This window comes from Mesorhizobium sp. B2-7-1 (genome assembly GCF_006440735.1).
GTDB lineage: Bacteria > Pseudomonadota > Alphaproteobacteria > Rhizobiales > Rhizobiaceae > Mesorhizobium.
In genome coordinates this window covers 1-14,599 of record NZ_VFUA01000144.1, presented here as the reverse complement: position 1 = coordinate 14,599, position 14,599 = coordinate 1, and the positions used below count along the sequence as shown (strand labels likewise).

At 64.8% G+C, this 14,599-nt stretch carries 11 protein-coding genes; 5 read left to right on the top strand and 6 right to left on the bottom strand.

All coding sequences use genetic code 11. The features are described from left to right. Positions 1-63: 63 nt before the first annotated feature. Positions 64-1,158, bottom strand: coding sequence for an S-methyl-5-thioribose-1-phosphate isomerase (mtnA, locus tag FJ471_RS31780; RefSeq protein ID WP_140809426.1), 1,095 nt, complete (start codon positions 1,156-1,158; stop codon positions 64-66). After that, positions 1,155-2,423, bottom strand: coding sequence for an S-methyl-5-thioribose kinase (gene mtnK, locus FJ471_RS31775; protein ID WP_140809424.1), 1,269 nt, complete (start codon positions 2,421-2,423; stop codon positions 1,155-1,157). The genes mtnA and mtnK overlap by 4 nt, the downstream gene beginning before the upstream one ends. 137 nt (positions 2,424-2,560) lie before the next feature. Between mtnK and FJ471_RS31770 the strand changes: the two genes are divergently transcribed. The 3 genes from FJ471_RS31770 (at position 2,561) to FJ471_RS31755 (ending at position 6,331) form a co-directional block, all read left to right on the top strand. After that, complete coding sequence (locus FJ471_RS31770; protein ID WP_140809421.1) at positions 2,561-4,072, top strand: sugar ABC transporter ATP-binding protein; 1,512 nt, start codon at positions 2,561-2,563, stop codon at positions 4,070-4,072. A gap of 171 nt (positions 4,073-4,243) precedes the next feature. After that, the gene (locus tag FJ471_RS31760) at positions 4,244-5,239 is read left to right on the top strand and encodes an ABC transporter permease (RefSeq protein WP_140809419.1); all 996 of its coding nucleotides are present in this window, start codon (positions 4,244-4,246) and stop codon (positions 5,237-5,239) included. 39 nt (positions 5,240-5,278) lie between these two features. Beyond that, positions 5,279-6,331 (top strand): substrate-binding domain-containing protein, encoded by a 1,053-nt coding sequence (locus FJ471_RS31755; protein ID WP_140705080.1) that lies wholly within the window; start codon positions 5,279-5,281, stop codon positions 6,329-6,331. Between the two features lie 70 nt (positions 6,332-6,401). Here the strand turns inward: FJ471_RS31755 and FJ471_RS31750 are convergent, their stop codons facing one another. Then, positions 6,402-6,641: a DUF1127 domain-containing protein gene (locus tag FJ471_RS31750; RefSeq protein WP_140809417.1), complete on the bottom strand. Its 240-nt coding sequence runs from the start codon at positions 6,639-6,641 to the stop codon at positions 6,402-6,404. A gap of 134 nt (positions 6,642-6,775) precedes the next feature. Here FJ471_RS31750 and FJ471_RS31745 point away from each other — a divergent pair, with 134 nt between their 5' ends. Beyond that, positions 6,776-8,281: a winged helix-turn-helix domain-containing protein gene (locus tag FJ471_RS31745; RefSeq protein WP_140809415.1), complete on the top strand. Its 1,506-nt coding sequence runs from the start codon at positions 6,776-6,778 to the stop codon at positions 8,279-8,281. 13 nt (positions 8,282-8,294) lie between these two features. Here FJ471_RS31745 and FJ471_RS31740 read toward each other — a convergent pair whose 3' ends face one another. The 3 genes from FJ471_RS31740 to FJ471_RS31730 form a co-directional block, all read right to left on the bottom strand. After that, positions 8,295-9,359, bottom strand: a complete 1,065-nt coding sequence (locus FJ471_RS31740) for a D-alanine--D-alanine ligase family protein (protein WP_140809413.1) — start codon at positions 9,357-9,359, stop codon at positions 8,295-8,297. 223 nt (positions 9,360-9,582) lie between these two features. Further along, the gene (locus FJ471_RS31735; RefSeq protein ID WP_140809411.1) at positions 9,583-11,637 is read right to left on the bottom strand and encodes a bifunctional aldolase/short-chain dehydrogenase; all 2,055 of its coding nucleotides are present in this window, start codon (positions 11,635-11,637) and stop codon (positions 9,583-9,585) included. An 87-nt stretch (positions 11,638-11,724) separates the two neighbouring features. Next, on the bottom strand, positions 11,725-12,690 hold the full coding sequence (locus tag FJ471_RS31730) for a sugar-binding transcriptional regulator (RefSeq protein ID WP_140809409.1): 966 nt from the start codon (positions 12,688-12,690) through the stop codon (positions 11,725-11,727). 204 nt (positions 12,691-12,894) lie between these two features. Here FJ471_RS31730 and FJ471_RS31725 point away from each other — a divergent pair. Beyond that, positions 12,895-14,599 (top strand): acyl-CoA synthetase (locus tag FJ471_RS31725; protein ID WP_246684883.1); only part of this gene is annotated, 1,705 nt, incomplete at its 3' end.

Here is a 14,599-nt window from a genome sequence, read left to right as displayed (position 1 = left end):
GGGCCGCGATCCTTCACGCCCCCCTCTCCTGCCGGACATCTCCCCCACGAGGGGGGAGATGGGCTAACCCCGTTCCGGGAACATTGCCTTCAGCCCCTCGCGCGAAGCCCTGGCCACGCCGCGCTCGGTGATCAGCCCGGTCACCAGCCGCGCCGGTGTCACGTCGAATGCCGGGTTGGCCGCCGGCGTGGCATCCGGCGAGACCCGCACCTGCGCTATTCTGCCGTCCGCCGTCTTGCCCCACACCAGCGAAACCTCGTCGCCGGAGCGCTCCTCGATCGGGATTTCGGCAAGCCCGTCGGCAACTGTCCAGTCGATGGTAGGCGAGGGCAGCGCGACATAGAAGGGCACGTCGTTGTCGGCGGCGGCGAGCGCTTTCAGATAGGTGCCGATCTTGTTGCAGACGTCGCCATTGGCGGTGGTGCGGTCGGTGCCGACGATCACCATGTCGATGTCGCCATGCTGCATCAGATGGCCGCCGGCATTGTCGACGATCAGCGTGTGCGGCACGCCGTGCCCGGCCATCTCCCAGGCGGTCAGTTGAGCGCCCTGGTTGCGCGGCCTGGTCTCGTCGACATAGACATGGACGGGAATACCCGCCTCGGTCGCCAGGTAGATCGGCGCCGTGGCGGTGCCGTAGTCGACCGTCGCCAGCCAGCCGGCATTGCAATGGGTCAGGATGTTGACCGTCTCGCCCGGCTTCTTCTTCGCCGCGATTTCCTTGATGATGGCAAGCCCGTTCTCACCGATGGCGCGGTTCAGGCCGACATCCTCGTCGGCGATCTCGGCGGCACGCCGGTACGCGGCCTCAGCGCGCTCTTCGGGCGCTAGCGGCTTGAGGAAGCGCCGCATTTCGTCCAGCGCCCAGCGCAGGTTGATCGCCGTCGGCCGCGTCTTGCTGAGCGTTTCCCACACCGCGTCGAGCGCCTCGTCCGACGGATCGTCCTTCATCTGGATGGCGACGCCATAAGCGGCGGTGACGCCGATCAGCGGCGCGCCGCGCACCCACATGTCGCGGATCGCGGTGGCGATGCCGGCGACCGTTCCGATCGTCTCGACGCGGAACTCGTGCGGCAGCCAGCGCTGATCGATGATCTCGACCGACTGCCTGTCGTCGCTGAGCCAGATGGTGCGGTAGTGGCGTTCGCCGACGTTCAAAGGCTCTTCTCCTGTTCGATCAGCGCGGCGAGATTGTTGACCTCGTCGATGCCGTGGATCTGGCGCCGATTGACGGCGATGTGGCGGCCGAAGCGCAAAGCCTTGGCCTCACATGTGGCGCGCAGGTCTTGATCGGCAATGGTCTCGAAATCGGCATTGTGGGCGAGGCCGAGGATGCGCCGGTGCACCTCGATACCGGCAAAGCCGAGCAGGTCGGTCCAGATGGAATGCAGCATGTGGTCGAGCGCCTGTTCGGAGCCGAGCAGGTCGCCCTGATCCTCGAACAGGCTCTTCTGGTAGAGCATACCGGTGCGCTCGGTCCGCCACAGATGCGCGAACTCGGCGCGGAAGGTAGCCCATGTCTCGGCCGTGACGCCGAGCAGATAGGCGCGCATCGAGTCCCGACTGGCTTTCTGCTCATGGCCGCGCTGCGAGAAGAAGGCCATCCAGAAATTGGCGAGCAGCATGCCGACGTCGAAGGCGATCGGCCCGTAGAAGGCGAATTCCGGATCGATCATCCTTGTCTCGGTGTCCGTCACCATGATCGAGCCCGAATGCAGGTCGCCATGCAGCAGCGTCTCGGCATTGGTGGCGAACAGATGTTTCAGCCGCTGCGCCTCGACCTTGAGGTCGCGGTCGGCGCGCAGCTCCGCCACCAGGCCGTCGAGTTGCGGCGAGGTGTGCCGGTTCATCTTGGCGTCGAAATAGGGGTCGGAGAACACCAGATTCTCGGTGATGTCGCAGAGCTCGACATTGTCGGCGAACAGCGCCAGATCGGCCTTGCGATCCTTTGCCACCATCGACAGATCGGAACCGCGGAACAGCGTGCGGGCCATGAACAGGCCGATGTCGCGCGCGATGTTCGGCAGTTCGCGACCGTCGATCAGCGCGCGTCTGAGGATGATGTGCGGCGGCGCCAGATATTCCATGACGATCAGCGCCTGGGTCTCGTCGAAATGGTAGATCGACGGCACCGAGCCGGGCGCGCGTGCCTCCTGCCTGGTCAGCGCATGATATTCAAAGAAGGAGCGCTTCAGCGGCAGCGGCCAGCTGTCGCCGACCAGCCGCACATAGGGCAGCGCCTGCTTGACCACCGCCGCACCCTGGTCGCCCTCGACAATGAAGACGAGGTTGAGATTGCCGTCGCCGACCTCCTGTACCTTCCAGCGGCTGGCGTCCTTGCCGATGTGCCCGGTCAGCGCCGCGGTCCCGCCAAGGCGCTTCGGCAGCGTTTCCACCGACAATGCTTCGAACTTCCCGGTCATGCTCTCCCCTCCTGCGCGTGGTTTCCGACGATAGCGGAGCCACGGCGGCGGGGCCAAGCTAGGAAGCGCTCTGGCAAATGTCAATCGTGTTGACAATTGCCGAATGAGCCCATAGCGTCACGATCCGGGAGGAACGGATGGGCGCAGATGCCGTGTTCCATGTGGAGGGCCTGAAGAAATCCTTCGGCCAGAACGAGGTGCTTGGCGGCATCTCGCTCGACCTCTTTGCGGGCGAGGTGACTGTGCTGATGGGCGCCAACGGCGCCGGCAAATCCACCCTGGTCAAGATCGTCAGCGGCGTCTACGAACGCGGTGCCGGCACGATGCGGCTCGCCGGCAGGGCCTTCGATCCGCAGACCCCCGCCGAAGCCATCCGCGCCGGCGTCGTCACCGTGCATCAGAACATCAATGACGGTGTGGTCGCCGATCTCGATGTCGCCACCAATCTGACGCTCGACCGGCTGAGCGGCAAGGGCGCGTCGTTGCTGTTCAGGCCTGCCAATGTCCGCGCCGAAGCCAGGGCCGTCGCCGATCGCATGGGGCTCGCCATCGACCTCAAGGCGCGCGTCAGCGATCTATCGTTGGCGGATCGGCAGATGGTGGCCATCGCGCGGGCCATGGCGCATCAGCCCAAGGTCCTTATCCTCGACGAGCCGACCTCCTCGCTGTCGAGCGCCGAGGCTGACCGGCTGTTTTCGCTGATCGACCGGTTGCGCGGGCAGGGCGTCGCCATCCTCTATATCTCGCACCGCATGTCGGACATAAGGCGGCTCGCCGACCGCATCGTGTCGATGCGCGACGGCGTCGTCTCGGGCGTCTTCGACCAGAAGCCGCTCGACTATGAAGGTGCCGTCAACGCCATGCTCGGCCGCAAGATCCACCTCGACCGGGTCGTTGCCAGAAGCTCGGCGCGTGCTGTCTTCACGGCAGAAGGCCTGCGGATCGCGCATGGCGCGAAACCGATCTCGATGACGCTCGGCGCTGGCGAGGTGGTGGCGATCACCGGTCTGGTCGGCGTCGGCAAGACGGCGTTGGCCGAGACGCTGTTCGGTGTGCGCCGGCCGCTCGCCGGCACCATGCATATGGACGGCAAGCCCTACGCGCCGGGCTCGGCGCGCGAGGCGATCGCAACCGGCGTCTTCCTGGTCGCCAAGGACCGCGCCGCAAGCGGCATCGTTGGCGGCTTCAACATCGAGCGCAACATCAGCCTGCCTTTCCTCAAGCGCATGTCGGGCCTCGGCGTCATGAAGAAGCGCGCCGAGCGCGCCGTCGCGCGCCGCCAGATCGACGAGCTCGGCATCGTCTGCCGCTCCGAGAAGGACGAATTATCGGCGCTGTCCGGCGGCAATCAGCAGAAGGTGATGGTAGCGCGCTGGATGGCGCAGGCTTCGCGGCTGTTCATCCTCGACGAGCCGTTCCAGGGCGTCGACATTTCGGCGCGCCGCGACATCGCCGCCAAGCTGAGGGCCAGCGCCGACGGTCGCGCGACGCTGATCTTCGTCACCGAGATCGACGAGGCGCTGGAGACCGCCGACCGCATCCTGGTGATGTCGGAACACACGATCGTCGGCGAGCACCGCAACGCCGACATCGACCTCGACCGGCTGCTGGCGGAAGTGGCCGGCGGGCCACTTCATAGCGCGGCGTGAGGTCTAATGCATGTCGCCCAAAAGTGCGCAGCGGTTTTGGGAAAACGACATGCATCAAAACGAAGACTTAAAGCGCGTCGCGCGAATCCGTTTCGGTGCGACGCGCTTAAGAATTGCAGGGAGTGAACTGGGAATGCGTTTGAGTTTGAATGCCGCGCGGCAGGGCGCTGAGTGATGCTGCGCGACTACGCCATCCGCTACGGCTTCATTGTCTTGCTGGTCGGGCTGATCGCCTATTTCGCGATCGCCGCCGACGGTTTCGCGTCGCCGCAAAGCGCCGTCTTCATCTTCCAGTCGGTGGCTATCACCGGCGTGCTGGCGCTCGGCGTCACCGCGACGCTGGTCGTCGGCGGTTTCGATCTCTCGATCGGCTCGGTCGCCACCAGCGCCATGATGGCGGCGTCCTACGCCATGGTGGTGCTGGAGCAGAATGCGATCGTCGCCGTCATCGCCTGCTTGGTCATCGGCGTCATCGTCGGCCTGATCAATGGCTGGCTGATCGTCTATATGCGCGTGCCCGACCTGCTGGCCACGCTCGGCATGATGTTCCTGCTGCTTGGCCTGCAGCGCATCCCGACCGAAGGCCGCTCGATCGCCACCGGCATGACCATGCCCGACGGCTCGGTCGCCAACGGCAAGTTCTCGGAAGCCTTCCTGGCGCTCGGCCGCCACCGCATCGACTTCTTCATCCCGAACCTGATCCCGGTCTCGGTGGTGGTGCTGGTCGTGCTCGCGGTGCTGATCTGGTTCTTCCTCGAATACACCCGCTTCGGCCGCATGATGTATGCCGTCGGCAGCAATGAACGCGCCGCGGAACTCGCCGGCGCGCCTGTCAAGGCATACAAAATCTGGGCCTATGTCATTTCGGGAGTTTTTGCCTCGATCGGCGGGATTTTGCTCGCCGCCCGGCTTGGACGCGGCGACATCGCCTCGGGTAATAATCTGTTGCTCGACGCTGTCGCCGCAGCGCTCATCGGCTACGCGGTGCTCGGCGCCGCCAAGCCGAACGCCTTCGGCACGGCCGTCGGCGCGGTGTTCGTCGGCGTCCTGCTGCAAGGCCTGACGATGATGAACGCCCCTTACTACACGCAGGATTTCGTCAAGGGCGCGGTGCTTGTCGTCGCCCTTGTCTTCACCTTCGCCCTTTCCGGCAGGGGCAAGAGATAGTTTCGACCGGGGCATTGAGACAAAACGGAGGAAAACGAAGTGAGCATCACAAGAAGACTTTTGGGGAAGGCGGCACTCGGCCTCGCCGGCGCGGCGCTGCTGATGCAGGGCACGGCATTGGCGGCGGACAAGCCGGCGCCGTTCGACAAGCCCGGCGTCAAGATCGCGCTGGTGCGGTATCTGTCGACCGGTGACTTCTTCCAGGCCTATCTCTCGGGCGTCGAGGCGCAGGCAAAGGCGCTCGGCGTCGACCTGCGCGTGCTGGACAGCCGCCAGGATGCGGCGCTCCAGGCCGACATGGTCGACCAGGCCATCGCGCTCGGCGTGCAGGGCATCATCATCCAGCACGGCCTGACGGAATCGATGAAGGACGCCGCCCAGCGCGCGGTCGACGCCGGCATCAAGGTCGTCGCCTTCGACGTCAATGTCGAAAACCCGAAGATCCCGCAGATCGAGCAGTCGGACAAGGATCTCGCCAAGCTCGCGCTCGAGCAGGCGGTCAAGGACAATGGCGAGAGCTGGAAGGCCGGCTATGTCTACGTCGCCGGCATCGCCCCGCTCGACCGCCGCAACGAGACCTGGGTGGACGTGAAGAAGAAATATTCGGGCATCAGCGAGGTCGCGCAGTTCGGCACACTCGACAACCCGATCGCCAATTCGGTCGCCAACCAGGCGCGCTCGGTGCTGCAGGCGCATCCCGACATCAAGGTGATGTTCGCGCCCTATGACGAGTTCGCCAAGGGCGTGAAGATCGCTGTCGACGAGGCCGGCCTGAACAAGGGCATCAAGATCTACTCGGCCGACATCTCGACCTCGGATATCGCCGCGATGCGTGAGCCCGACAGCGCCTGGGCTGCCACCGCCGCCACCAACCCGGCCGTCGTCGGCCAGGTCTCGGTGCGCGCGCTGGCGCAACTGCTTGCCGGCGAGGATCCCGGCCACAACGTCATCGTGCCGCCGACGCTTATCACCCAGAAGGAGCTGATCGACAAGGACATCAAGAACATGGAAGACCTGTCGGCCAAGCTGCCGCAGTTCGCCCATGCCGATGTCGCGATGCCGGCCTGGATGCCGAACCCGAACGCCAAGTAAGGTTCAAGGTCGCAAATGAAGAGAGCGGTCCAATGGGCCGCTCTCTGTCTTTCCAAGGGACGTTGCGGCCTCATCGCTGCCAGAAGGGCAGCTTCGCGATCTCCGCCTCGACCTCTTTTCTCGTCAGGCCGATGTCGTCGATCAGGTGCGGATTGCCCGTCGCCATGCGTTTGAGCTCGAAGCGGAAATACGCCTGCTTGCGACGCTCGGCGATGAGGTTGCGCAGGGTCGCGAGGTTGTAGCGCCGGCGGCCCTTGATCTCAGCCGGGCACGCCGCCAAAGGTGCGCTAGGCGCAAGAATATCGTTCATGGCAACCTCCATGCAGCAGAGGGTTTGAAAACCCGTGATCTGATTGAGATTGCAGTGTGCCGCAGGCGGCCGGCGGCGTAATTAAGCCCTCCCAAATAGTTCTCAAAACTTCCAAATCGGCTATAGATCGCCGCATGCAGGGATCGCGCTTTGCCTTTGGACCGTTCGTGCTTGATCCTGGCGCGGGAACGCTGCTTCGGGGCGATGTTCCCGTTGCCGCCGGTCATCGCGGGCTGAAGCTGCTGGAAGCGCTCGTTGCGCGTCCGGGCGAAATCCTTGCCAAGGCCGAACTGATGGACGCCGCCTGGCCGGGCACCGCGGTCGAGGAAGGCAACCTCACCGTCCAGATCGCGCAGCTCAGGAAGCTGCTCGGTCCAGCAACCGGTGGCGGTGAGTGGATCGCGACGGTGCCGCGCGTCGGCTATCGCTTCACCGGTACCGTCAAACAACCCGACGCCACGCGCAAGCCCTTGCCGCTGCCCGACAAGCCGTCGATCGCCGTGCTGCCCTTCGTCAATCTCAGCAACGATCCCGAACAGGACTCCTTTGCCGACGGCCTGACCGAAGACCTGATCACCGATCTCTCCCGGATACCCGGCCTCTTCGTCATCGCCCGCAACTCGGTCTTTGCCTACAAGGGCAAGGCGATGGATGTCCGCGCCATCGCCGGCGAGCTCGGCGTGCGCTATCTTTTGGAGGGCAGCGCCAGGCGCGCCGCCGGGCGTGTGCGCATCAACGCGCAGCTGGTCGATGCGCTGAGCGGCGAGCATCTCTGGGCGGAGCGTTTCGATCGCGGCCTCGAAGATATCTTCGCCGTTCAGGACGAGGCGACAGCCAAGATCGTGGAAGCGTTGCTCGGGCGGCTGCGCGCGATGCCTCAGCGCAACCGGCCGAAGAACCTCGAAGCCTATGATCTCGTCGTGCGGGCGCGCAAAATGTTCGACGAGTCGCCGCAGATGGCGCGCGAAGCGCATTTGATGCTGACACGCGCAATTTCGCTCGATCCCGACTACGCCGAAGCCCATCGCTGGCTTGCGATGAACCACTGGATGGGCTGGGTGCATTGGGGCGAGCCGTTCAAGCCCGCCCGCGGCATCTCTCTGGAGCTGGCGCGCAAGGCCGTGGCGATCGACCCCAACGATGCCGGTTGCCGCTGGGTACTGGCGAACCTTCTTGCTTATGAACGCGATTTCAAGCAGTCCGAGGCGGAGTTCGCCAAGGCGATCGAGCTCGACCCGAACGAGGCCGACATCTGGGCGACGTTGTCCGACATCGAGGTGCTGGCCGGGCAGGTAGACTTGAGCCTCGAACACATCCGCAAGGCGTTCCGGCTGAACCCGTTTCCGCCGAGCTGGTATTATCTGACGCTCGGCCAGGCGCAGTATGTGGCCGGCGACTACGAAGCCGCCGTCGAGACGCTGCGCCGCGATGAAACCTATCGCACCAGCTCACGACGGTTCCTGGCGGCAGCCCTTGCTCAGCTCGGCCGCCTCGACGAGGCGCGCGCCGAGGTCGCGCTGTTCCTCGTCGGCAATCCGCATTTCTCCACGCAGCGCTGGGTCGACACGGAGCCGTTCCGCGATGATGCGACACTCACGCATTTCGTCGACGGCTTCCGCAAGGCGGGCCTGCCGGGGTGAGGCCGGCGGTACCTCAGCTGCCAGCGCGCGCCAGCCCATGCGCCACCAGACGATCGATGACCTCCGGGTAGCTGACGCCGCTGGCCGCCATCGCCTTGGCGTACATGCTGATGTTGGTAAAGCCGGGAATGGTGTTGAGCTCGTTGATCAGGAAACTCATGTCCGGCAATAGGAAGAAATCGACGCGGGCCATGCCGTCGCAGCCAAGCGCCCGGAACGCCCTTGCCGCCATGTCGCGCATGGCGTCCTCGACCTCCGGCGGCAGGTCCGCCGGCACGATCAGGGCTGCGCCATTCTCGTCGATATACTTGGCGCTATAATTGTAGAAGCCATGGCTTTCCGCGGGCACGATCTCGCCTGGACGCGAGACGAAGAGCTCGCCCGTGGGGCTCTCCAGCACGCTGTACTCGATCTCGCGGCCGCGAACGAATTCCTCCGCCAGGAGCTTGCTGTCGTGCTGGAACGCTTCCGACAGCGCGCGATCGAATTCCTGGCTGCCATTGACCTTTGCCACACCGACCGACGAGCCTTGCCGCGCCGGCTTGACGAACAGCGGCAGGCCGAGTTGCTCTTCTAGTTCGGCAAGCGAAGGCGCCGCACCCTCATCGATCGTCACCGAGCGCGCGACAGGCACCCCTGCCGCCTTCAGCAGCCGCTTGGCGATGTCCTTGTCGAGCGCTGTGGCGGAGCCCAGTATGCCGCAGCCGGCGAGCGGCACGCGCGTCACCTCGGCCAGGCCCTGCACCGCGCCGTCCTCGCCATGCAGTCCGTGCAGCACCGGAAACAGGATATCGAGGGCGGGAAGGTCGTAGGGCGTGCCGCTGGCGGGGATCGCCAGCATCCGCCCATGCCCGGCCGGCACCAGGCAGAGCTGCGTGCCGACCGACGGCGTCGCCAACGCGCCGTCTTCGAAGCGGCTCAGCAGCCATTGCCCTTCGCGGGTGACGAAGATCGGAACGGCGTCGTATTTCGCCGGATCGAGCGCGGCCATGACATTGGCCGCCGAAAGCAGCGACACCTCGTGCTCGGCGGATCGACCGCCGAACAGCACACCGATACGAAGTTTTTCTGCGGGCATCGACAACTCCACCAATGATCGGGGTTGGAGTTCGTACGCGAAACACCAGACATCCCCCTTCAGCGGTCGGAGTAGTAACCGAAGGATTGGAGTGGGACTTTGACCGGTTGAAGCAGTTTTTCAGCAGAAGCGCGAAAGGCTTCCGTCCGGAACCGTGTCAAGACGAAGAGCGGCTCGTCGTTTCGCGAAACGATGAACCGCCTCAGGGTCGTGTCTCAGGTCGTCAGCGCAGCGCCGCAGCGATGTTGCCGCCGTCGACCGTGGTCACGTCCGCCGTGGTGCGTTCGGCCAGCGCCTGGTGCAGGAAGGCCTGCGCGACGTCGTCGGCCGTCACTTCCTGCCCGAGCAGATTGCCGGACATGTATTCCTTCTCCGACACGCCACGCGCGCCCGAGCGGCTGGCGATCATCGCGTCGGTCAGCAGGCCGGAGCGGATGCGGTCGGCGTTCACCGCATTGGAGCGGATGCCATGGGCGCCATAGTCCAAGGCGTACTGGCGCGACAGGAACAGCGTCGCCGCCTTCGGGATGCCATAGGCGCCGAATTTCGGGCCGGGATTGATCGCCTGCTTCGAGGTGTTGAAGAGGAGCACGCCGCCGGTGCCCTGTTCCAGCATGATGCGCACCGCGTTCTGCGCCGCCGACTGGTGGGCGAAGAAATTGAGCTCGAAGCTCTTGCGCAGCGCGGCGTCGTCCAGCTCGCCGATGCGGCCTTCCCAGGCAGCGCCAGCATTCGAGACCAGGATATCGACGCCGCCATAGACGGCGACCGCCTTGTCGAAGGCGGCGCGCATTTCCGCGGGGTTGGTGATGTCGGCGCCGACGCCGATCGAGTTGTTGCCGGCGGCCTTCGCCGCGTCCGCCGCCTTGGCCGGATCGAGATCGACGATTACCGCATGCGCGCCGTTGGCGGCGAACAGTTTTGCCGTCGCGGCACCGATGGCGCCGGCGCCGCCGGTGATCAGCACCACCTGGCCGGTCAGCGGCTTCGGCTTGTTGGAGGCGAGCTTGGCCTGTTCCAGCGACCAGTATTCGAGCGGGAAGAGGTCGGCCTTGGAGAGCGGATGGAAATTGCCGACGGCTTCGGCGCCGCGCACCGCCTCGATCCACATCTCGCCGACATCCGACGCGATCTTCGCGTCCTTCAGCGTTCGGCCATGGCCGAACATGCCGAGCCCCGGCACCAGCGTCAGGCGCGGCATCGGATCGAGCATGGTCCGCTTGACGTCGTCCAGCGCGTCATTGGTCTCGAAATAGGCGGTGTAGTCCTTGACGAAGGCCTCGACATGGCTGCGGACCACGCCCTTGTAGTCGCCGAGCTTGTCGGCGTCGGGCGCCGGCACCGCCATCGGTCCGGTCTTAATGCGGATCGACAGATCGGGCGTCGACACGCCGCGGCCGGCATAGTCGGCGATCTTGGCGGAATTGATGAAATCGACGATCGCGTCCGAGGTGCGGAAGTCGCTGATCATGCGGTCGAAGCGGCCTTCGCCGCGCGCCACGGCGACCGCGCCGCGCAGGGTCGGCGCGATGTCGCCGGGCTTGGCGAGCTTTGCCGGCAGCGCCGCCTTGGCGGCCTGCGGCTTGCCGTTTTTGGCGACATAGTCTTCGGCCATGTTCACATAGTGGATCATGCGGTCATAGGCCTGCTTGGCATCGTCGCCGAAGGTGAAGATGCCGTGCTTGTCGAGGATCAGGCCTTCGACTTGTCGGTCGGCGTCGAAGACTTCGGCCGCCACCTTGGCGAGGTCGAAGCCCGGCTTGATGTAGGGCACGTAACCCATCTTGTCGCCGAACACGGTCTCGATCAGCGGCTTGCTGTCTTCCTGGTCGACGATGGCGAGGATCGCGGTGGAATGCGTGTGGTCGACGAAACGGTGCGGCAGGAAGGCGTGCAGCAGCGTTTCCACCGACGGGTTGGGGGAGGCGGGGTCGATGAGGTTCGAGCGCTGCAGCGCCACCATGTCCTCGTCGGCGAGCGTATCCAGTCCGCGCGCCTTGAGCAGCGCTCCCATCTTCACCGCCGGCAGGCCTTGCGGCTCGATGACGGCCATGTCCCAGCCGCTGCCCTTGACGCAGAGCACGTCCCATTCGTCGCCGACCAGATCGGTGGCCTTGGTCTTGCAGGATGTGTTGCCGCCGCCATGCAGCACCAGCCGCGGCTCGCCGCCGAGCAGGCGGGTTGTGTAGACGCGCAGCGCAAGGTCGCGGCCGACGCCATTCTTGGCATAGTCGGCAACCATCTTTTCCGCGTCGGCGTCATTCCAAAGGTTCTTCATGTCGTTCCGTCCGATTCCGTCTTCTTTTGCTAGCTCATGAACAGGAAGCCGCGACGCCTTGATGACAGAAGCGGCGAGGATGTTTTGCTACGAGGCCTTTTTGCTTGCCGCGCCGGCGTGTTGGAGCAGGCGCTCGGCCATATGCGCGCCGACCACCAGATGCGTGCAGAGCCCACCGGCGATGGCCGCAAGCAGCGGCTCGAACTTGGTGTCTTCCTGCACGACCATCAGCCGCTTCTCGATCGCGCGCAGCGAGGCAAGCTCTGCGGAGATGACGCGCCGGTTGTAGCTGCAGTCGAGCACCTCGCCCTTGGCATCGATGATCTGCCCGGCGATGACGCCGGCGGCACCTTGGCTGCGCAGCGCTTCCATCTCGCCCGCCGACAGCGCGCCGCATTTCACCAGATGGCTGTCGGCGTCGACCGCGCCGACGGAGTAGAGCGCGAGATCGCAGTCGGCGATGCCGGCAAGCTGGTCGCGGATCACCGGCTCGGCGCGCAGGCCTTGCGCCAGGTCTTCCGTCGACAGCACCAGCGGTGCGTAGAAATTGAGGCCCTTGGCGTTCAGCCGCCGCGCGATCTCCATCGTGCACTGGTCGGGCCGGTAGGAATAGGGCGCGCCGAGATTGCCGCAGAGCTGCACTACGGTGACGTCCTGCAGGTCGGCATAGGACATGATGTCGGCGATGGTGTAGACGGTGCGGCCCCAGGCGACGCCGATACGGTCGCCTTTCTTCACCAGTTCGAGAAAGACGCTCGCTGCCAGCACCGCGATGTCGGTCGAGGGATCGGCGAGATAGGCGTTCTCCGGCGCGATCCAGACGGCGCCGAGATCGAAGGCGTCTTCCAGCCTGCGCGCCATGACATCGTCGGTGAAAAGCTGCGTCGAGGTGGAGATGTTGACGATGCCCGTCTCGCGCGCCTTGCGCAGATACATGGCGACCGAGGCGCGGGAAATGTTGAGCTGGCTCGCCACCTCGTCCTGGCGAAGGCCATGCGCATAATAAAGCCAGGCGGCCTTGTGGATGAGCTGTTCTGCCGGTCTGATCGCCATGCCGCCTCCTCGGCTGACATTAGTCACGGCTCTCGACAAAAGTCAAATTTGCATGCCGGAGCCTTGATCGCCTCGCGGCGCGGCTCAATCCGGATCGTCATTCCACCAAGCCGGCGCAGCATAGCATTTTCAGCCACGGGAGGGGGATAGCGTGACGGCGGGCCTAAGGTTAGAAAGCTCGAAAAGAACATCGGGGAGAACGGGATGGCCAATCCCTACGAACAGGATCTCGACAGGAACGCCGCCAATCACCAGTCGCTGACGCCGCTTACCTATCTCGAGCGGGCGGCCAAGACCTATCCCGACCATGTCGCCATCATCCATGGCAACCAGCGCATCACCTACCGCGATTTCTGGCGCCGCTCCCTGAAGCTCGCCTCCGCTCTGTCGAAGCGGGGCATCGGCAAGGGCGACACGGTGACGGTGATGCTGTCGAACACGCCGCCGATGCTGGAGGCGCATTTCGGTGTGCCGATGACCAAGGCGGTGCTGCATTCGCTCAACACCCGGCTCGACGCCGCCGTCATTGCCTTCCAGCTCGACCATGCCGATACGAAGGTGCTGATCGTCGACCGCGAATTCTCGGGCGTCGTGAGGGAGGCGCTGGCATTGGCCAAGGTGAAGCCATTGGTCATCGACTATGACGATCCGGACTACGCCGCCGACGCGCCCTATCCGAAGGGCGAGCGCATCGGCTCGGCGGATTATGACGAGTTCATGGCCGGCGGCGACGAGGATTTCGCGTGGTCGATGCCCGATGACGAGTGGGACGCCATCTCGCTCAACTACACTTCCGGCACGACGGGCAATCCGAAGGGCGTTGTCTACCACCATCGCGGCGCGGCGCTGATGGCCTACACCAACACCATCCATGCCGGCATGGCCAAGCACGCGGTCTATCTCTGGACGCTGCCGATGTTCCATTGCAATGGCTGGTGCTTCCCCTGGACGCTCGCCGTGCAGGCCGGCACCCATGTCTGCCTGCGCTGGGTGCGGGCAAAGCCGATATATGACGCGATCGCCGACCATGGCGTCACCCATCTTTGCGGCGCGCCGATCGTCATGTCGGTGCTGATCAACGCCAGGGACGAAGACAAACGTGCGTTCCCGCAGACCGTCACCTTCAACACCGCGGCCGCCCCGCCGCCGGAAGCGGTGCTTTCCGGCATGGCCGACGCCGGCTTCGCCGTCACCCATCTCTACGGTCTGACCGAGACCTACGGCCCGGCCGTCGTCAACGAATGGCACAATGAGTGGGACGCGCTGGAGAAGGGACCGAGGACGGCGAAGAAGGCGCGCCAGGGCGTGCGCTATGCCTCGCTCGAGGGCCTCGCGGTGATGGACCCTCAGACGATGGTCGAGACGCCCGCCGATGGCGAGACTATCGGCGAGGTCATGTTCCGCGGCAACATCGTCATGAAGGGCTATCTGAAGAACAGGAAGGCCACCGACGAAGCCTTCGCCGGCGGCTGGTTCCATTCCGGCGATCTCGGCGTCATGCATCCCGATGGCTACATCCAGCTCAAGGACCGCTCCAAGGACATCATCATATCGGGCGGCGAGAACATCTCCTCCATCGAGGTCGAGGACGCGCTCTACAAGCATCCTTCGGTCGCCTCCTGCGGCGTGGGTGCCCGCGCCGACGAGAAATGGGGCGAGGTGCCGGTCGCCTATGTCGAGCTGAAGCCCGGCAAGAGCGCCACCGAGGCCGAGATCATCGAGCATTGCCGAGGGCTGCTCGCGCGCTTCAAGGTGCCGAAGGCGGTGGTGTTTGCGGAAATCCCGAAGACCTCGACGGGGAAGATCCAGAAGTTCAGGTTGAGGGAAATGGCGAAGGGGTGTGAGCCTCAAACGGGTGACGAGAAAGAGAATATTCTCAAGCGCCGCGATCCTTCGCACCCCCTCTGTC

What these genes read in the sequence shown, in the direction of transcription:
- mtnK (WP_140809424.1), bottom strand. Translation starts at nt 2,423, where the DNA reads ATGACCGGGAAGTTCGAAGCATTGTCGGTGGAAACGCTGCCGAAGCGC.
- FJ471_RS31770 (WP_140809421.1), top strand. Translation starts at nt 2,561, where the DNA reads ATGGGCGCAGATGCCGTGTTCCATGTGGAGGGCCTGAAGAAATCCTTC.
- FJ471_RS31750 (WP_140809417.1), bottom strand. Translation starts at nt 6,641, where the DNA reads ATGAACGATATTCTTGCGCCTAGCGCACCTTTGGCGGCGTGCCCGGCT.
- FJ471_RS31745 (WP_140809415.1), top strand. Translation starts at nt 6,776, where the DNA reads ATGCAGGGATCGCGCTTTGCCTTTGGACCGTTCGTGCTTGATCCTGGC.
- FJ471_RS31740 (WP_140809413.1), bottom strand. Translation starts at nt 9,359, where the DNA reads ATGCCCGCAGAAAAACTTCGTATCGGTGTGCTGTTCGGCGGTCGATCC.
- FJ471_RS31735 (WP_140809411.1), bottom strand. Translation starts at nt 11,637, where the DNA reads ATGAAGAACCTTTGGAATGACGCCGACGCGGAAAAGATGGTTGCCGAC.
- FJ471_RS31730 (WP_140809409.1), bottom strand. Translation starts at nt 12,690, where the DNA reads ATGGCGATCAGACCGGCAGAACAGCTCATCCACAAGGCCGCCTGGCTT.